17 protein-coding genes (1 of these 17 running past the window's edge) are annotated in these 16,316 nt (G+C 62.0%); 8 read left to right on the forward strand and 9 right to left on the reverse strand.

All coding sequences use genetic code 11. The features are described 5' to 3' along the window. Window positions 1-504, reverse strand: the 5' portion of a protein-coding gene (msrP, locus tag VDQ28_RS20760; protein ID WP_323037745.1) for a protein-methionine-sulfoxide reductase catalytic subunit MsrP. 399 nt of this gene lie to the left of the window's left edge; 504 of the gene's 903 nt are visible here — the first part of the coding sequence; the start codon lies at window positions 502-504; its stop codon lies off the left edge, out of view. Window positions 505-802: 298 nt separating this feature from the next. On the opposite strand from msrP, the gene VDQ28_RS20765 reads away from it, so the two are divergent. Then, a complete protein-coding gene (locus tag VDQ28_RS20765) occupies window positions 803-1,288 on the forward strand; it encodes a fasciclin domain-containing protein (protein ID WP_323037746.1) in 486 nt (161 codons plus the stop codon). 62 nt (window positions 1,289-1,350) lie between these two features. Here the strand turns inward: VDQ28_RS20765 and VDQ28_RS20770 are convergent, their stop codons facing one another. Then, window positions 1,351-2,253 (reverse strand): LysR substrate-binding domain-containing protein, encoded by a 903-nt coding sequence (locus tag VDQ28_RS20770; protein ID WP_323037747.1) that lies wholly within the window; start codon window positions 2,251-2,253, stop codon window positions 1,351-1,353. An 87-nt stretch (window positions 2,254-2,340) separates the two neighbouring features. Here VDQ28_RS20770 and VDQ28_RS20775 point away from each other — a divergent pair, with 87 nt between their 5' ends. Together VDQ28_RS20775 and VDQ28_RS20780 are read left to right on the forward strand one after the other, a co-directional pair. Next, window positions 2,341-3,129, forward strand: coding sequence for a 2OG-Fe(II) oxygenase (locus VDQ28_RS20775; RefSeq protein ID WP_323037748.1), 789 nt, complete (start codon window positions 2,341-2,343; stop codon window positions 3,127-3,129). Beyond that, window positions 3,126-4,355 (forward strand): Xaa-Pro peptidase family protein, encoded by a 1,230-nt coding sequence (locus VDQ28_RS20780; RefSeq protein ID WP_323037749.1) that lies wholly within the window; start codon window positions 3,126-3,128, stop codon window positions 4,353-4,355. Before VDQ28_RS20775 ends, VDQ28_RS20780 begins: the two co-directional genes overlap by 4 nt. Before the next feature lie 21 nt (window positions 4,356-4,376). Here VDQ28_RS20780 and VDQ28_RS20785 read toward each other — a convergent pair whose 3' ends face one another. From VDQ28_RS20785 to VDQ28_RS20795, 3 genes are all read right to left on the reverse strand, one after another. Beyond that, a complete protein-coding gene (locus VDQ28_RS20785) occupies window positions 4,377-5,783 on the reverse strand; it encodes a pyridoxal phosphate-dependent decarboxylase family protein (protein WP_323037750.1) in 1,407 nt (468 codons plus the stop codon). Next, a complete protein-coding gene (gene xylB / locus VDQ28_RS20790) occupies window positions 5,780-7,213 on the reverse strand; it encodes a xylulokinase (RefSeq protein ID WP_323037751.1) in 1,434 nt (477 codons plus the stop codon). The genes VDQ28_RS20785 and xylB overlap by 4 nt, the downstream gene beginning before the upstream one ends. A gap of 79 nt (window positions 7,214-7,292) precedes the next feature. Further along, window positions 7,293-8,228, reverse strand: a complete 936-nt coding sequence (locus tag VDQ28_RS20795) for an AEC family transporter (RefSeq protein ID WP_323037752.1) — start codon at window positions 8,226-8,228, stop codon at window positions 7,293-7,295. A 112-nt stretch (window positions 8,229-8,340) separates the two neighbouring features. Here VDQ28_RS20795 and VDQ28_RS20800 point away from each other — a divergent pair, with 112 nt between their 5' ends. After that, window positions 8,341-9,093, forward strand: coding sequence for a sulfite exporter TauE/SafE family protein (locus VDQ28_RS20800; RefSeq protein ID WP_323037753.1), 753 nt, complete (start codon window positions 8,341-8,343; stop codon window positions 9,091-9,093). Window positions 9,094-9,151: 58 nt separating this feature from the next. Here the strand turns inward: VDQ28_RS20800 and pobA are convergent, their stop codons facing one another. From pobA to VDQ28_RS20820, 4 genes are all read right to left on the reverse strand, one after another. Further along, window positions 9,152-10,327, reverse strand: coding sequence for a 4-hydroxybenzoate 3-monooxygenase (gene pobA, locus VDQ28_RS20805; protein WP_323037754.1), 1,176 nt, complete (start codon window positions 10,325-10,327; stop codon window positions 9,152-9,154). Window positions 10,328-10,417: 90 nt separating this feature from the next. Continuing rightward, complete coding sequence (locus VDQ28_RS20810; RefSeq protein ID WP_323037755.1) at window positions 10,418-11,266, reverse strand: class III extradiol dioxygenase family protein; 849 nt, start codon at window positions 11,264-11,266, stop codon at window positions 10,418-10,420. A gap of 13 nt (window positions 11,267-11,279) precedes the next feature. After that, window positions 11,280-11,639, reverse strand: a complete 360-nt coding sequence (locus tag VDQ28_RS20815) for a protocatechuate 4,5-dioxygenase subunit alpha (RefSeq protein ID WP_323037756.1) — start codon at window positions 11,637-11,639, stop codon at window positions 11,280-11,282. 12 nt (window positions 11,640-11,651) lie between these two features. Next, a complete protein-coding gene (locus tag VDQ28_RS20820) occupies window positions 11,652-12,545 on the reverse strand; it encodes an amidohydrolase family protein (protein WP_323037757.1) in 894 nt (297 codons plus the stop codon). A gap of 170 nt (window positions 12,546-12,715) precedes the next feature. Between VDQ28_RS20820 and VDQ28_RS20825 the strand changes: the two genes are divergently transcribed. From VDQ28_RS20825 to VDQ28_RS20840, 4 genes are all read left to right on the forward strand, one after another. Next, window positions 12,716-13,948 carry a LysR family transcriptional regulator gene (locus tag VDQ28_RS20825; RefSeq protein ID WP_323037758.1) on the forward strand — a complete coding sequence of 411 codons (1,233 nt, stop codon included), beginning with the start codon at window positions 12,716-12,718 and terminating at the stop codon, window positions 13,946-13,948. A gap of 140 nt (window positions 13,949-14,088) precedes the next feature. Next, entirely contained in the window at window positions 14,089-14,481 is a 393-nt protein-coding gene (ligA, locus tag VDQ28_RS20830; protein WP_323037759.1) for a protocatechuate 4,5-dioxygenase subunit alpha, read from the forward strand. Next, window positions 14,481-15,335, forward strand: coding sequence for a class III extradiol dioxygenase subunit beta (locus VDQ28_RS20835; protein ID WP_323037760.1), 855 nt, complete (start codon window positions 14,481-14,483; stop codon window positions 15,333-15,335). Before ligA ends, VDQ28_RS20835 begins: the two co-directional genes overlap by 1 nt. A gap of 12 nt (window positions 15,336-15,347) precedes the next feature. Beyond that, complete coding sequence (locus VDQ28_RS20840) at window positions 15,348-16,292, forward strand: Gfo/Idh/MocA family oxidoreductase (protein ID WP_323037761.1); 945 nt, start codon at window positions 15,348-15,350, stop codon at window positions 16,290-16,292. Window positions 16,293-16,316: the final 24 nt, after the last annotated feature.

The raw sequence follows: 16,316 nt of genomic DNA on the forward strand, positions 1-16,316 counted from the left end.
GATGATGGAGCGCTGCACGCCCGGCATGACATCGCGCTGAACCGTGGTCTCGAAGGCAACAAAGCGCGCGCCGGATTGCACGCCGACCTTGGCCAACACCTCGGACAACTGCACGCCATTCCACGGCACCACCATCGACCACGCCTCGACACAGCGGAACCGATAGATGCGCTCTTCCACGCTCAGACCATCCAACAGGTCCGCCAAAGAATAGGTGCCGGGGCGATCGACCATGCCATCCACGGTGATCGACCAGGGGCTGGTGACCATTGCGGCCGCATGGGCGGCGGGGTCGTCCTTGTTCCAGCCGAATTCGTAGAAGTTATTATAGGTGGAGATTTGCTCCAAGGTGTTCGGCTCCAGCGCCTGCGCCGAGGCTTGACGGCCCAACACGCTGGCAGCGCCCAGCCCCCCCAACCCCGCCAACACGGCACGGCGGTTCAGGAATACGCTTTTTGGCGTCACATCGTCTCGGGTCAGGTCGTTGGTCCAGCGAAAGGCCATGTCAAACTCTCCTTGCAGCACCAGAGGCGCGGTTGTGGGTGGGGGGCATCGCCCCTGCCCGGTTGGGGCTTCATGTAACGTTACGCGGCCAAACGGCAAAAGTTTCACGGTTCCGGCGCTCAGCAGCCTCATTTTCCATAAACTGTTTGTGACTTGAAAAATTTTCGGCGCGTGGCTTAGGCCGGATTTCGCGGGTTTCAAGGCCGATCCAGCCCGCTAGGACGATGATCCAACCCGGCACGTCCTGCGTTTCCTCTGTGATGCTGACACAAGCATCCTCAACCTCAGAGGACACACCATGTTTCGCACGACCACACTTGCTTTGATCACCTCGACCGCCCTTGTTGGCACCGCCTTCGCCGACGGTCATTCCTCGGCCCCAACGATGGATATCGTGGATACCGCCGTTGCAAACGGAAATTTTACCACGTTGGTTGCCGCGGTTTCCGCCGCTGGTCTCGTTGACACGCTCAAGGGTGATGGCCCCTTCACCGTGTTCGCACCCACGGACGCGGCCTTTGCCGCCCTGCCCGAAGGCACCGTCGAGGCTTTGTTGAATGACATCCCGACCCTGACCGGCATTCTGACCTATCACGTCGTCCCCGGTGCCGTAATGTCGTCGGATCTGACCGAGGGCATGACGGCACAAACCGTCAACGGCCAGTCGGTCACCTTCACGCTGGACGGTGGCGCGATGATCAATGGAGCGCATATCACCATGGCCGATATCGAAGCCTCGAATGGCGTCATCCACGTCATCGACGCGGTGATCCTGCCGGAATAAGTCAGGCTCTCTCCCAAGCTTGGCTTCCACTCGGGTGGCGCGGACAATCGCGCCACCCTTTTCTATGCGCGTCCGGGCATCGCGGCCCCGGCCGCCATCAGATGCCGCCTCAGCGCCGCCACGCCACGATTTCGCGCCTGCGCATTGGTGCTGATCGCGACATAGCCGCGCGGCAGCGCCTCACCCACGCCGCCGATGCAGCGCAAACGCCCGGTCGCCAGATCATCCGCCGCCAGGTGATCCGGGATCAAGGCCACGCCCAAGCCCGCCCGCGCGGCGGCGGCGGCCAGCGCCGTTGTGCCCACCCTCAGGCCAACCGATTGATCCGGCACACGCCGCACCCCCTGCCCGGCAAAATGCTGCGCCCAATCTGGCTGCACGCCATAATCGCGCCCCCAATCGGTCTGAATCAGCAACTCGTCCGGCAGCGCGGGCAGAGTGGCCTCTGGCCTCCAGTCAAAGGCCGCGACTGCAACCAGCCGATCCACAAACAGGGGTTCCACAACATGATCCGGGTAATATTGCGCGCCATAGGTCAGCCGCACATCAACCCCGTCCCGCGCGAGGTCCACCGGATCATCCTCGATACGGATATCCAGCTGCGCGCGCCCGGCAAAGTCCCGCAAATTCGGGATCAGCCAGAGTTCAGCCAAGGACGGCAGAACCGAAACCAGCAAGCGCGCGCGCCGGGGGGCGGCCTGCAACGCGCGGGTTGCTGTGCGCAATTCACTCAGCGCATTTTCCACGCTGGGATACAGGGTGCGCCCTGCATCCGTCAGCATGATCCGGTTGCCTTGCCGCAAGAACAATTGCCGCCCCAAGCGGCCCTCCAGCAGCTTCACCTGCTGACTGACAGCGGCGGCGCTGACGCCAAGCTCTCGCCCGGCATTCACGAAACTCCCGGCGCGGGCGGCAACCTCGAAGGCTTGCAATGCGTTGAACGGCAGGTGATCGGGTTTCAGCATAAGTTTTCCTATGGGGTCCCCAAAATCTAGACCCGTTGCTTTCCCGCTGTCCAGTGCCCGATACTGCGCGACAGGAGGAATGCACATATGCGCTACATCTTAAATCTCGACACTTATCCTCTGGACAAACCGCGCAGCGCCGAATGGCAAGCGCTGGTCGCGCGCTGCCGCGCGGATCTGGCGGCGCATGGCATGTTCAACCTGCCGGGCTTCATGCATCCGAACGTGGCGAAAGACGCCGCGCAAAGCCTGACGCTAAAGTTTCAGACCGAGGCCTTTCGCCATGAGCGCGCGCACAACATCTACTTTCTGAAATCCATCCCCGAATTGCCAGACGATCACCCGGCGCTGACGCTGTGCAAGACGTCAAACGACACGCTTTGCCTGGATCAAATCACCGACAGCCCGATGGCGCAGCTTTACGCCTGGCCCGAATTCGCCGAATTTCTGGCCGCGACGATGGAGAAACCCGCACTCTATACAATGGCCGACCCCTTGGCGGGCGTGAATGTCATGTCCTACCGTGAGGGCCAGTCGCTGAACTGGCATTTTGACCGGTCCGAATTCACCACGACCTTGCTGCTGCAAGCGCCCCAAAAAGGCGGCGACTTCATCTACCGCACGGATTTGCGGCGCGACGATGATCCGAATTATGACGGTGTGGCGCGGCTTCTGACAGGCCAGGACCCCGACGTGCGCAGCCTGACCTTGACGCCGGGCACCCTGAACGTCTTTCGCGGCAAGAACACTCCGCACCGGGTCGGCGATGTGAAGGGGCCCGTGTCACGGGTCATCTCGGTCTATTCCTTCTTTGAACGCCCCGGCGTGGCGTTTTCCGAAGACGAACGCCTCGGCTTTTACGGGCGCGCACAATGAGCGTGGCCGTTTTCAAAGACGATCGCAAAGCGACCTATCTGAACGCCGAGGGGGCCGACCGCCCGCTCTTGTCGCCGATCCCCGACGATGTGCTGCACCGCGCGCGGATGTATCGTCTGGGCCGATTGCGCGCGCAGATGGCGCGTGACGATGTGGCGGCGCTGCTGCTCTATGACCCGGTGAATATCCGCTACGCGTTTGATTGCTCCAACATGCAGGTCTGGACCGCGCATAACCCGATGCGCTACGCGCTGATCCTCGCCGATGGCCCGGCGATCATGTTCGAGTTCAAAAGCTGCGAGCACCTCAACATCGGCTTGCCCGGCATCGACGAAATCCGCACCGCAATCACCTATATGTTCATGGCCCGCGGCGATAAGGCCGAAAGCTACACCGAGGATTGGGCCAACGAGATCGCCGATCTGGTCAAAACCCACGGCGGCGGGAACAAACGTTTGGCCGCCGACAAACTCGACACCTTCGCCTGTCAGGCGCTGGCATCGCGCGGTATCACGGTGGTCGAGGGCACGCCGCTGACCGAAGTGGCGCGCGCGATCAAATCCGACGACGAAATCGCGTTGATGCGCTGGACAATCCGGGTCTGCGAGGCCGGCATGGCGCGGATTTACGATCACTCCACCCCGGGCGTGACGGAACGCGAGTTATGGGCGCATCTGCACTTTGAAAACGCGCGCTCGGGCGGGGATTGGCTGGAAACCAAGCTGCTGACCGCCGGGCCGAACACCAACCCCTGGTACAAGGAATGCAGCGACCGCCCGGTGCAGGCGGGCGAGATGATCAGCTTTGATACCGATATGATCGGCCCCTACGGCTATTGCGCCGACCTCTCGCGCAGTTGGGTCTGCGGCTATGGACCGATGAACGACACGCAAAAGCGCCTGTATGCGACGGCGCTGGACCAGATCAACCATAACCTGACATTGGTGCAGCCGGGTCTGGAGTTTGCCGAGTTCAACGCGAAAAGCTGGCGCATTCCTGAACAACATGTCGACTATCGCTATTCCTTGGCAGCGCATGGCGTGGGCATGGCTGACGAGTGGCCGGTGATCCCGTTGCATGTGGATTGGGACAACCGCAGTATGTCAGGACGGCTGGAACCGGGGATGGTGGTCTGCATTGAATCGCTGATTGGCGAGGCCGGGTCCGAGTTCGATCAAACTGGAAACGCAGGTTCTGGTTACGGAAAACGGCTCGGAGCGCCTTGACAGCTTTCCATGGGAAAAGGTCTAGCCCCGCGCCGCCGCCACCGCATCGAGGGCGGCCTCCACATCGGCCGCCGTGGTGCGGTGGTTGGCGATGGCGGCGCGCAAACAGGTCACGCCACCGATGATCGTTGTCGAAAACACCGCCGTGCCATCCAGTTGCAAGCTTTGCGCAATGCGGGTGTTCAGCGCGCTCTGGTCTGCCACAGACCGGCTCGCATCCGCGGTGAACACGCATAGATTCGAGATCACCGGGGCCAGCAGTGTCATCGGCGCACGCGCCTGAACCCCCTGCCCCATGATCGAGGCCATGCGGCACGTCCGGGAAATCGCAGCGCCCAACCCCTCGGCACCGTGGGTCTTGATCGCGGCCCAAACCTTGAGCGCCCGGTTGCCGCGTGACAGGTCGAGGCCGTAATCGCAAAACCACGGCTCTCCACCGCCAAGCCCGGCGTCTTGCGCGGCCAGATAGGACGGGCGCGCCGCAAAGGTCGCGCGGTGCTCGGCCTCGTTGCGGATCAGGACCAGACCCGCATCATAGGGCACGAACATCCATTTGTGGAAATCACAGGCGATGGAATCGGCGCGCTCGATCCCGTCACTCAGCGCGCGCCACGGCGCTTCGGCCAAGCGGGTCCAGGCCCCGTACGCCCCATCCACATGCAGCCAGACCCCGGCCTCAGCCGCCAGATCGGCCATCGCGTTCAGGTCGTCGAAATGCCCCGTATCCACCGACCCCGCCGTCGCGATCAGGGCAAAGGGCGTGAAGCCGGCGGCGCGATCCTCGGCCAATAGTTGTTCAAGCGCGGCCCTGTCGCCGCTCGGCACCAGCCGCAGCGCCTCATGCCCGAGGCCCAGCACCTCCATCGCTTTTCGAGCCGCATTGTGAAGCCCGTCAAAGGCATAGGCCGTCAGCCGTGCCCCGCCCTGCCCCTTGGCGCGCACCTCGGCCCCCAAGGCCCGCACCCGTGCGCAAGCCAGGGCGATCAGCGTGGCTTGCGACGTGCCCGCAACCAGAACCCCGCTTGCCCCCGGTGCAAACCCCATCACGCCGCGCGCCCAGTCGATCACCGCGCGCTCCATCTCGACCGCGCCATGTGCGCGACCGCCCAGATTGGCGTTCATCGTCGCCGCCACCATTTCCGACATCAGCCCGCTGGCCAGGCCTGTGCCATGAACCCAGCCCCAGAACCGGGGATGCGTGTTGCCCGTGCCATAGGGCAGCACCGTATCGCGCAAGATCGGCGTCAGGGCTGCGACATCGCCCAAAGGCGCACCGGTCAGCGCGTAACCCGCGCGGATCTCGTCGGGCACCGGCTGCCAAGGGTGCTCGGCGGCCTGTTCCAGACGATCCACGCAGGCATCCAGCAACTCATGCGCGGCGCGGCGAAACGCATCCCAATCGGCGGGATCAAGGGCGGAGCGGGTCATAACCCTTTCACCGCCGTATACGCCGCGCGATAGCGGGCATGGGTGTCGGCGAAGGCTGCGCGCAAACGTTGATCCGGCTCGATGCGGCGCGCAATATCGGGCGGCGTGGCAATCTCGGCCCGCGCACCCGTTGCCGCCATGATCGCCAGCCGCGCCGCGCCCAGGGCCGCGCCGAATTCGCCCTGCGCCGGAACATCCAGCGGAAAGCCCAGCGCGGTTGCCAGAACGTGCAGCCAGTATGCCGAGCGCGCGCCGCCGCCGATGGCAAGGCAGCGCTGGATTGTCGTCCCGGTCGCCGCCAAGGCGTCGCGGCAATCGGCAAAGGCAAACGCCACCCCCTCAAGCACCGCGCGCGTTGCGGCCTGTGCGTCGGTTGCATGTTCCAGATTCAGGAACTGCCCGCGAATTTGCGCGTCGTTATGCGGCGTGCGCTCGCCACCCAGATAGGGCAGGAACAAGGTCCGCGACGGGGCCCGCAAGTCGCCGAGATCTGCGGTCAATTCTGCCGCCGACCGCCCCGTCAGGCGCGAGAGCCATTGCAGCGCATCCGACGCCGCCAGAATCACGCCCATCTGGTGCCATGTCCCCGGCAGCGCGTGGCAGAAGGTATGCACCGCAGTGGCCGGGTCCGGACGATAGCCGTCATTGGCGGCAAACAACACACCGGATGTCCCGAGGCTCAGAAACGCCGTTCCATCCTGCACCACACCCGCGCCGATCGCCGCCGCCGCGTTATCGCCGCCACCCCCGGCCACGACGACGGGCGGCAGGCCCAGCGCCTGCGCCAAGGCACCCCGCAACCGGCCAGAGGGTTCCGACCCCTCGACCAGGCGCGGCATCTGATCTCGGGTGAGGTGGCTCTTGGACAACAAGACCTGCGACCAGTCGCGCCCGCGTGTGTCCAGCCAGCAGGTTCCGGCGGCGTCCGACATTTCGGCGACATAGTCGCCCGTCAAGAAGAACCGCAGATAATCCTTGGGCAGCAACACCTTGGCAATGCGCGCAAAAATCTCGGGCTCGTGGCGGCGCACCCACTCGACTTTGGGGGCGGTGAAGCCGGGAAAGACGATGTTGCCGGTGATATCGCGAAACGCCGGGTCGGCGTCAAAGGCCTGGGCCTCGGCAAAGCTGCGGGTGTCGTTCCAGAGCATACAGGGGCGCAGCACTTGTCCGTCGGCATCCAGCAATGTCGCGCCGTGCATATGCCCTGACAGGCCGATCCCCGTGAGGGTTCGGCAGTCATTCTGCGCCCGAATGGCGCGCAGCGCGTCCCTTGCGGCTTGCACCCACGCGGCCGGGTCTTGCTCGGACCAACCGTCGTGGCGGCGCTGAACCGTCAGCGGAACGGTATGCTCGGCCAGCAGCCGCTGGCGCTCATCAATCAAGATCGCCTTGAGCGACGAGGTTCCCAGATCAAGACCGATAAACATGTCAGGCCGCCGTGTGTTCACTGCATTTTCGTAACGCCAGCCTAGCCGATTTGCCGCCGCCCGAAACCTCATTCACGCGTCATAAACCCGATATCAGCGCCAAAACCACGCTGATCGTCACACAAGAGGCCGTCGTGCTGGCCAAAAGCGCCGTTGACGTCACGGCGCTCAGCCCAAAGGGGGCCGAAAGGATCGGATAAATCGTCACCATCGGCATTGCGGCGAACAGTATGCCAATCGGGATCAGCGTCGGCGGGACGCCCGGCACGAGCATCAGCATGAGCGCAACCAGTGCTGGATGCACAATCAACTTGCCAACCGAAACCGCACCCGAGCGCCGCCAATGCCCACTGAACGACATGCGCGCGACGGTCCCGCCGATGATGAACAAGGCCAGCGGTGCGGCGACCCCCGCCAGCATCCCCACGGCTTTCTCCACGGGCTCTGCCACCGGCACTCCGGATATCCGGATCAAAACCGCGACACCGACCGCAATGATCAGTGGATTGCGCAGGATCGCCAACACGGCGTTGCGCAGCAATTCTGACAGGCGCGCCGGTTTGTCACCGGCGGCACTGGCGGCGATCATCGGCAAGGGAATCGTGACCGCGCATTCAATGACCACCGTCATGGCAAACACGACCGCCGCGTCAGCGCCAAAGAACAGGCTGGCAACCGGAAACCCCATATATCCACTGTTGGAATTCGCCATCCCCATCGACAGGATCCAGGAATCTGGACGGCTTTGGCGCAACAAGAGCCGAACTGCGGTGACCCCCAGCAGCAAGGTTGCAACCGACCCCAGCAAATACGCCCCGAAAAACGACAGATCGAGCGCCGTCTCGGTGCGCGGGAAGGCAATGGCCGAGATGATCAAGGCAGGCATACAGATTTTCAACGCAAACTGGCCAAGCCCGGCGATATGAGCGCCGTCGATATACCCCCAGCGCACCGCCACGACCCCCAGCAGGATCAGCAGGTAAATCGGAAATGTCGTGCTCAGAATATTCAGCATGATCCGCCCTGTGATCCTGATTGTTTTATAGCCCGTCGCAAGCGGATGACCTTGACGGTTTATGCCATGGGTTTAAGGCTGACAACAACACCCCGAACCGAAAGCGCGCCGCATGGATTTTCTGACATTGATCGCCCCCACCGAGCTGGGCGGCGCGCTGACAGTGGCACTTCTGGCCGCCAGTTTCGCCGGGTCGTTCATCACCATCGCCTTTGGCATTGGCGGCGGCGTCATGTTGCTGGCGATCATGGCCAGCCTGATGCCTCCGGCGGCGCTGATCCCGGTTCACGGCGTCGTGCAACTGGGTTCCAACACCGGGCGCGCCTCGGCCATGTTTCGCCACATCCATTGGCCCGCGTTGGGCTGGTTTGGCGTCGGCGCTTTGGCGGGTGTGGCGCTGGGATCGGCGCTGGTCGTGAACATTCCCGCCGCCTTGGTGCAGATCGGCGTCGGCGTTTTCGTCATCTGGTCGGTGATTTCCAGACCGCCCGCATGGATGAAACGATGGCCGGTGATCACCGGGGCGCTGACCTCGTTCCTGACAATGTTTTTCGGCGCGACCGGCCCGTTTGTCGCCACCTACACCCGCGCGCTGAACCTTGGGCGCCACGGCTACGCCGCCACCCAGGCGAGCCTGATGGTCATGCAGCACAGCCTGAAATCACTGGCCTTCGGGTTTCTGGGGTTTGCCTTTGCCCACTGGGTCTGGTTTTGCACGGCCATGATCCTCGCCGGCTTGGCGGGCACATTCACCGGCCGCCTGGTTCTGGACCGAATGACAGACGCCCGGTTTCAAAAATTCCTGAACGCAATCCTGATTCTGATAGCCCTGCGCCTGATCTGGTCGGGCTTTCACGCACTTTGATTGCCAATCCAAAGACGCGGGCCGTGTTGGCCCGCCTCAGGTGCGATTGCTCGGTGCCTCAGAACGGCAGCCCGACGTAATTTTCTGCCGCTGAACTCAGGGCCGCGTCGGAACTGAACAGATACCCGATTTCCGCCGAGCGCAGCTTTTGATCAAACGCGGTCGTGTCGGGGAACGTGTGCAACAGCGAGGTCATCCACCAGCTGAAGCGCTGCGCTTTCCAGACCCGCGCCAAGGCCTTTTCGGAATAGCTTTCCAACCCGGAACCATCGCCTTTCAGATAATGATCCAGCATCCCGTGATAGAGATAGTAGATATCCGACGCGGCGGTGTTCAAACCCTTGGCGCCGGTTGGCGGCACGATATGCGCGGCGTCACCGGCCAGGAACAGATTGCCATAGCGCATCGGTTCAGCCACGAAAGACCGCAAGGGTGCAATGGATTTCTCGATCGACGGCCCGGTTTCCAGGCGCGCGGCGACATCGTCCGGCAGACGGGTTTTCAACTCATCCCAGAAGGCATCATCCGACCAATCCTCGACCTGATCGGTCAGCGGCACCTGGATATAATAGCGGCTCAACACCTGACTGCGCAGCGAGCACAGCGCAAATCCACGGTCGCTGCTGGCATAGATCAGCTCTGGGTTCACCGGTTTCGTGCGGCTCAACACGCCCAGCCAGCCGAACGGATACACCTTCTCGTATTCGCGCAGCACATCCTTGGGAATCGCCTTGCGGCTGGGCCCGTGGAACCCGTCCGCACCAATCACGAAATCGCAATCAATGCGCACGATGTCATCGCCGCTGCGATAGGTCACATAGGGCGGCGTTGCCTCGTTGAGGTTGTGCAGCGCCACATCCTCGACGTTGTGAATGACCTTGCCATTCATCTTGTCGCGGGCCTCATACAGGTCGCGGGTCAATTCGGTCTGGCCATACACCACAACCGACGAACCGCCGGTGTGTTTCTCCAGATCAACCAGCCGCATTGTGCCGTTGTCCGAGATGTAAAATCCGTGATGAATCTCGCCTTCCGCATCCATGCGCTCACCGCATTGAGCCTCGCGCATCAACTCCACAAAGCCGCGCTCCAACACGCCCGCGCGGATCCGGCCCAGCACATATTCGCGACTTTGGCGCTCCAGAACGATGGTCTCGATCCCCTTGAGATGCAGCAATTGCGAAAGCATCAAGCCCGAGGGACCGCCGCCAATGATACAGACCTGAGTTTTCATTCGTTCCTCCGAAAGTTGCCGTGAGTCAGCATGAGCATGTTGCGGGCAATAGGATACCCGGTACGGCTGGTTGTATAGGGATGGCCACGATCAATCCTGACACTCCAGCAGCAATGTCCCCGCCGCCGTGTTTGAAATCGGGATATGATAATTGCGCGTGATCTCGGTGACGTTGTCGCCCAGCGCGCCGCGCATCATCATCCACATCAGGAATTCGGTGCCCTGCGCACCGGCCTTTTCGACCAGTTCCATGCGGGTGATCTTGGTCAGCACCTCGGGGTTGTGCACGATATTTTCCAGGCAATACTGGTCGAAGTCCTTGTTGATGAAGCCCGCGCGTTGCCCATCAAGCTGATGGCTCAAGCCCCCGGTGCCCAGGACGACAATCTTGGCATCTTCGGGAAAGGACCGCAGCGCCTTGCCCAAGGATCGCCCGAAATCCAGCGCGCGTTTCAGCGTCGGAATCGGGTGCTGCACCGTGTTGGCCGAAATCGGCACGGCGCGCGGCATGTCGGGGTTGTGCGGCGCGCCGGGCCAGAACAGTTGCATCGGCACGACAAACCCGTGATCCACCGCCAGTTCCTGACACGAGGTGATGTCGAATTCATCGGCTACCATCGATTCAATGATATGCCAGCTCAGTTCCGGCGCGCCGGGGAACGGATCGAGTTCCGGCAGGCCCCAACCCTCATCCTCGCCCTTGTATTCATGCGCCGCCCCGATCGCGAAAGTCGGCATCTTGTCGAGGAAAAACCCCAACCCGTGATCATTATAGATGTTGATCACATAGTCGGGCTTGTTCGCCTTGATCCATTCGTGAATCTTCGGGTAACCATCGAAAAACGGCTTCCAATACGGGTCATCTTGCAGGTTGCGCTGAATTGCATTGCCCACTGCGGGAATGTGGGAGGTTGTGATACCGCCAAGAATTTTCGCCATTAACAGTCCCTCCTCACGCTTGTTTTTGCAGGAAATCTTTGAATTCTTCGGTCGTCATGCCGGTCTGCATGCCGCCCACATCCTGCACGCCCAGCTTGAAAATTCCGGCGAATTTGGCGAGGTAATAGATGTTTCCCCCCGCCGCGATCATGCCCAGAATGTTGCGGTCGCGGATTGCGGTTTTCTGTTCATCGTTCAGGCCGAATTTCGCCATGTAGCCCCCTTCATCGGCGACAAAGGCGTCACGGCAATCCTTGCGATTGAAGGAATAGCACATCTTGTTCAGCGCATAGCCCTTCATGGCCTGCGTGCCGTCAAAAATCGTGGTGCCGGGAATATGGGTGTGGTGGTCAAGGCCGGGCGAGTCGTGCATGGCGTCCTCCTGCTATTGCGCCCAATACAGACGCATGGGGTTGTCCACGAGAAGCTTGCGCTGCTGCTCGGGGGTTCGCGCGATTTTCGGGATGAAATCGACCAAAGCACCGTCATCGGGCATGTGGGATTTCAGGTTCGGGTGTGGCCAGTCGGTGCCCCAGAGCACGCGGTCCGGGAAGGCCTCGACAATGGCCTGCGCAAAGGGAATCACATCGTCATAGGGCGGCCCGGCGACGGTCAGACGCTCTGGGCAGGTGACCTTGCTCCAGATCCGTGCGTTGTTGGCCATCAGGTCGATGAAGCGCTGGAAATCCGGGTGATCAACGCCCTTGCGCACATCGGGGCGGCCCATGTGATCGACGACAATGATCCCCGGCAACGTGTTCAGGAACGGCACCAGCCGTTCGAGATCGGCGGCCTCGAAATAGACCACCGTGGACCAGCCGAATTCCTGGATCTTGTCGGCAATGCCCAGAAACACCTCGGGCGGAGTGGCATCGACCAGACGTTTGACAAAGTTGAAGCGCACGCCGCGGATCCCGGCCTCGTGCATCTCGGCCAGTTCCGCGCGGGTGATGTCGGCACCGACACTGGCAATGCCGCGCGCCAGGTCGCCCGCCGTGCGACAGGCATCCATCACCGCACGGTTGTCCTTGCCGTGGCACGTCGCCTGCACGATCACATTGCGCGCGAATCCCAGATGATCGCGCAACGCAAACAACTTGTCCTTGCCCTGATCGCCGGGGGTGTATTTGCGCTCGGGCGCATAGGGGAACTGGGCGCTGGGGCCGAACACATGGCAATGGGCATCAACCGACCCGGCCGGCAGAACGAAATCCGGCACCTTGGGGTTGGGATGAACGACAAGCCAGTCGGCATCCATTGGCTGCGGCTGATTGGTCATGGTGGGCACCCTTTTCGATACGTCGCGCATTTTACGGGCAGGCCAAACCGGTTTGGCGTCCGGTCACCGTTGTGCATGCCCCTCTGACGCAGCATCATGCGGCAGGTCGCCGGGTTTGCCTATTCCGTTCTGAGGCTCTAGAATAAGTTTTTTCTATTTGGGTGTGTTCCGTGACCCCTGATTTACCCAACATCCGCCATATGCGTGTTTTTCTGGAAACCGTTCGAACGGGCTCCGTGTCGCTCGCGGCGGACCTGTGTTCGCTGTCGCAACCCGCGGCGACGCAGGCCCTCGGTCGGCTTGAGGCAGAGGTTGGAACACCGCTGCTGACCCGGCGTGCGCGGCGTTTCTGCGTGACCCGGTGCGGTGATTTGTTCTTGCAGCGCGTCGCGGCAGCGCTTGAGCATTTGCACACCGGCGCGCGCCTATCGCTCAGGGGGCCGCGTGACGGTGGCGCCCGGCGGATGCCCTATGATCACCGTGTGACCTCGGCGCAGCTTCGCACCTTGATCGCGGTGGCCAATGCCGGCAGCTTCACGATTGCCGCGCGCGCGCTTGGCCTGTCGCAACCCACCGTGCACCGCGCCGCGCGCAGCCTCGAAGACGTCGCCGGAGTCCCGTTCTTTCAAGCCACCGCATCGGGCGTCGAGTTGACCGCGGCGGCGCAAGCCTTTGCGATGGGGGCCAAGCTGGCGCTGGCCGAAATCCGGCAAGGGTTCGAGGAAATCAGCAAGGAATTGGGCCATGATCGCGGCACCTTCATCTTGGGCTCGTTGCCCTTGGCGCGCACCACAATCGTGCCGCGTGCCATCCACGCCCTGATCTCCGGCACGACGGGCGTGCAGGTGCAGGTCATTGATGGTCGCTATCCAGAGCTGCTGCGCAGCCTGCGCGAAGGCGATCTGGATTGCCTTATCGGCGCCTTGCGCCACCCCGCGCCCGCCGATGACGTGACCCAAGAGCCCTTGTTTGACGACGAACTTGCCATTGTCGCGCACCCTGGCCATCCGCTTGCGGGCAAACGCGGCCTGACTTTGGCCGATACCCTGGCCTATCCTTGGGTCGCGCCGCCGAAATCCACGCCCGCCGGCACCTATCTGTTCGAAACCCTGCGCATCGAGCAACAGCCACAAACCCCGGTCCGGGTGGTCTCCTCGTCGTTGGTCACGCTGCGCGGAATTCTGGCCGCAGGAGAGTATGTCTCGATCATCTCGCGCCATCAGATCAGCGTTGAGGAAGCCGACCGCCATATCGTGCCGCTGGATGTGCCATTGGCCAACAGTCACCGGACAATCGGCCTGGCGTACCGCAGCAGTTGGCGGCCGACCGAAACCCAGTCCCAGATGCTGCAGCACCTGCGCGAACAGGGGGCGGCGGCGGCACAAAAGATGCACAACGGATGAAGAATAGCTTTTTTCAATGACACCCGGCCCAATTCAATTGGCCAGATCCGCCACCGCGCCTGTATAAACACCGCAGACTGTGGGCCGATTGCGAACCATCTTGGATTTCAACTGGCAAGGCGCAAACAACAGGGACCCCCATGACCGACAAAGATTACGAAGACATTCCGGGCACATTCGTGTTTGACGCAGACCGCTCGCGCGAAGGTTATCACCTGAATCAATTCTGCATTTCGCTGCGTTTGCAAAAGAACCGCGATGCGTTCAATGCGAACCAGGAGGCGTATCTTGACAGCTACCCGATGACGCCAGAGCAGCGCGCCGCCGTGCTGGCCCGCGACTGGAACCTGCTGCTCGAACTGGGCGGGAACATCTATTACACCTCGAAACTGGCCGCGAATGACGGGATCAATTTCCAGAACCTCGCGGGGCTGATGACCGGCATGGGCGTTGACGCCTACCGCGAGATGATGCTGAACGGGGGCCGCTCGATCGAGGGCAATCGCTACAAATCCGAATGGGAGAAGAAATAATGGCGCGTATCACCGCAGGCGTCGGGGTCAGCCATGTGCCCGCCATCGGCGTCGCCATGGACACCGGCATCACCGAACAACCCTATTGGCAGCCGGTGTTCAAAGGCTTTGAATTCTCACGCAAATGGATCGCCGAGAAGAAACCGGACGTGGTGTTTCTGGTCTATAACGACCACTGCACCGCGTTTGACGCCTCGTGCATTCCCACCTTCGCGCTGGGGGCCGCCGCTGAATTCCAACCCGCCGACGAGGGTTGGGGCCCGCGCCCGGTGCCGGTGGTCAAGAACCACCAGAAACTCGCCAGCCATATCGCGCAATCGCTGGTGCTGGATGAATTCGACATGACCATCATGAACGAGATGGAGGTGGATCACGGCCTGACCGTGCCACTGTCGATCATGTACGGCGAGCGCGCCCCGGACGACGAATGGCCCTGTCTGGTCATCCCGCTGGCGGTCAACGTGGTGCAATACCCCGCCCCCACCGGCAACCGCTGCTACCAGCTTGGCAAGGCGATCCGCCGCGCGATCGAGAGTTTCCCCGAGGATCTGAATGTGATCATTTTCGGCACCGGCGGCATGAGCCACCAGTTGCAATACAAGCGCGCCGGCCTGATCAACCCGGAATTTGACACGATGTTCCTGGACAAGCTGACCTCGGATCCCGTCGGCCTCAGCAAGATGCCGCATGTGGATTATCTGCGCGAAGCCGGGTCCGAGGGTGTCGAGATGGTGATGTGGCATGTGATGCGCGGCGCGTTGGACGAGGACGCCGTCGAGGTGCATCGCCATTACCATGTGCCCGCCTCTAACACGGCCGTGGGCCATATCATCCTTGAGAATAAAACGAAGTAAGGGAGGCAGATCATGCGGATTTGTGTTGCAGGCGCTTACGGGGCCTTTGGTATCAAACATCTGGACGCGCTCTCGGCGATTGAAGGCGTCACCGTCACCTCGGTCATGGGGCCGACCCGCGCCAAGATCGACGCAATGGCCGCGCAGCGCGGCATTGGCCATGCGGCGACCGATCTGGCCGAATGTCTGGCGCGCGATGACGTCGACGCGGTGATCCTGGCGACGCCGACCCAGTTACACGCCGAGCAGGCGATTGCCTGTATGCGCGCGGGCAAGCCGGTGCTGATCGAAATCCCGATGGCCGACAGTCTTGCGGACAGTCAGGAAATCGCCCGCGTGCAGACCGAAACCGGGGTGCTGGCGATGGCGGGTCAGGTGCGCCGCTTCAACCCCTCGCATCAGTGGATTCACAACAAGATCAAGGCGGGTGAGCTGAAAATCCAGCAGATGGATGTGCAGACCTATTTCTTCCGCCGCTCGAACATGAACGCCAAGGGCGAGGCGCGGTCCTGGACCGACCACCTTCTATGGCACCACGCTTGTCACACGGTTGACCTGTTCCAATACCAGACCGGCGAAGTCGCATCGCAGTGCTTCGGGCTTGAAGGCCCGCACCACCCGGAACTCGGCATCGCGATGGACATGGCAATCGGCATGAAAACCCCATCCGGTGCGATCTGCACCCTGTCGCTGTCCTTCAACAACGACGGCCCGTTCGGCACGTTCTTTCGCTATATCTGTGATAACGGCACCTATCTGGCACGCTATGATGACCTGTTCGACGGCAATGAGACCCCGATCGACCTGTCCGGCGTCGCGATCTCGAACAATGGGATCGAGTTGATCGACCGCGAGTTCATCAGCGCCATTCAAGAGGGCCGCACGCCCAACGGATCGGTTCACGAGGTTCTGGCGGCGATGGAAACCCTGGATCGGATCGAGAAAAGCTTCACCTGATGCACTTCACCTGTTAAGGAAAGG

The organism is Pararhodobacter sp., assembly GCF_034676545.1.
Taxonomy (GTDB): Bacteria; Pseudomonadota; Alphaproteobacteria; order Rhodobacterales; family Rhodobacteraceae; genus Pararhodobacter.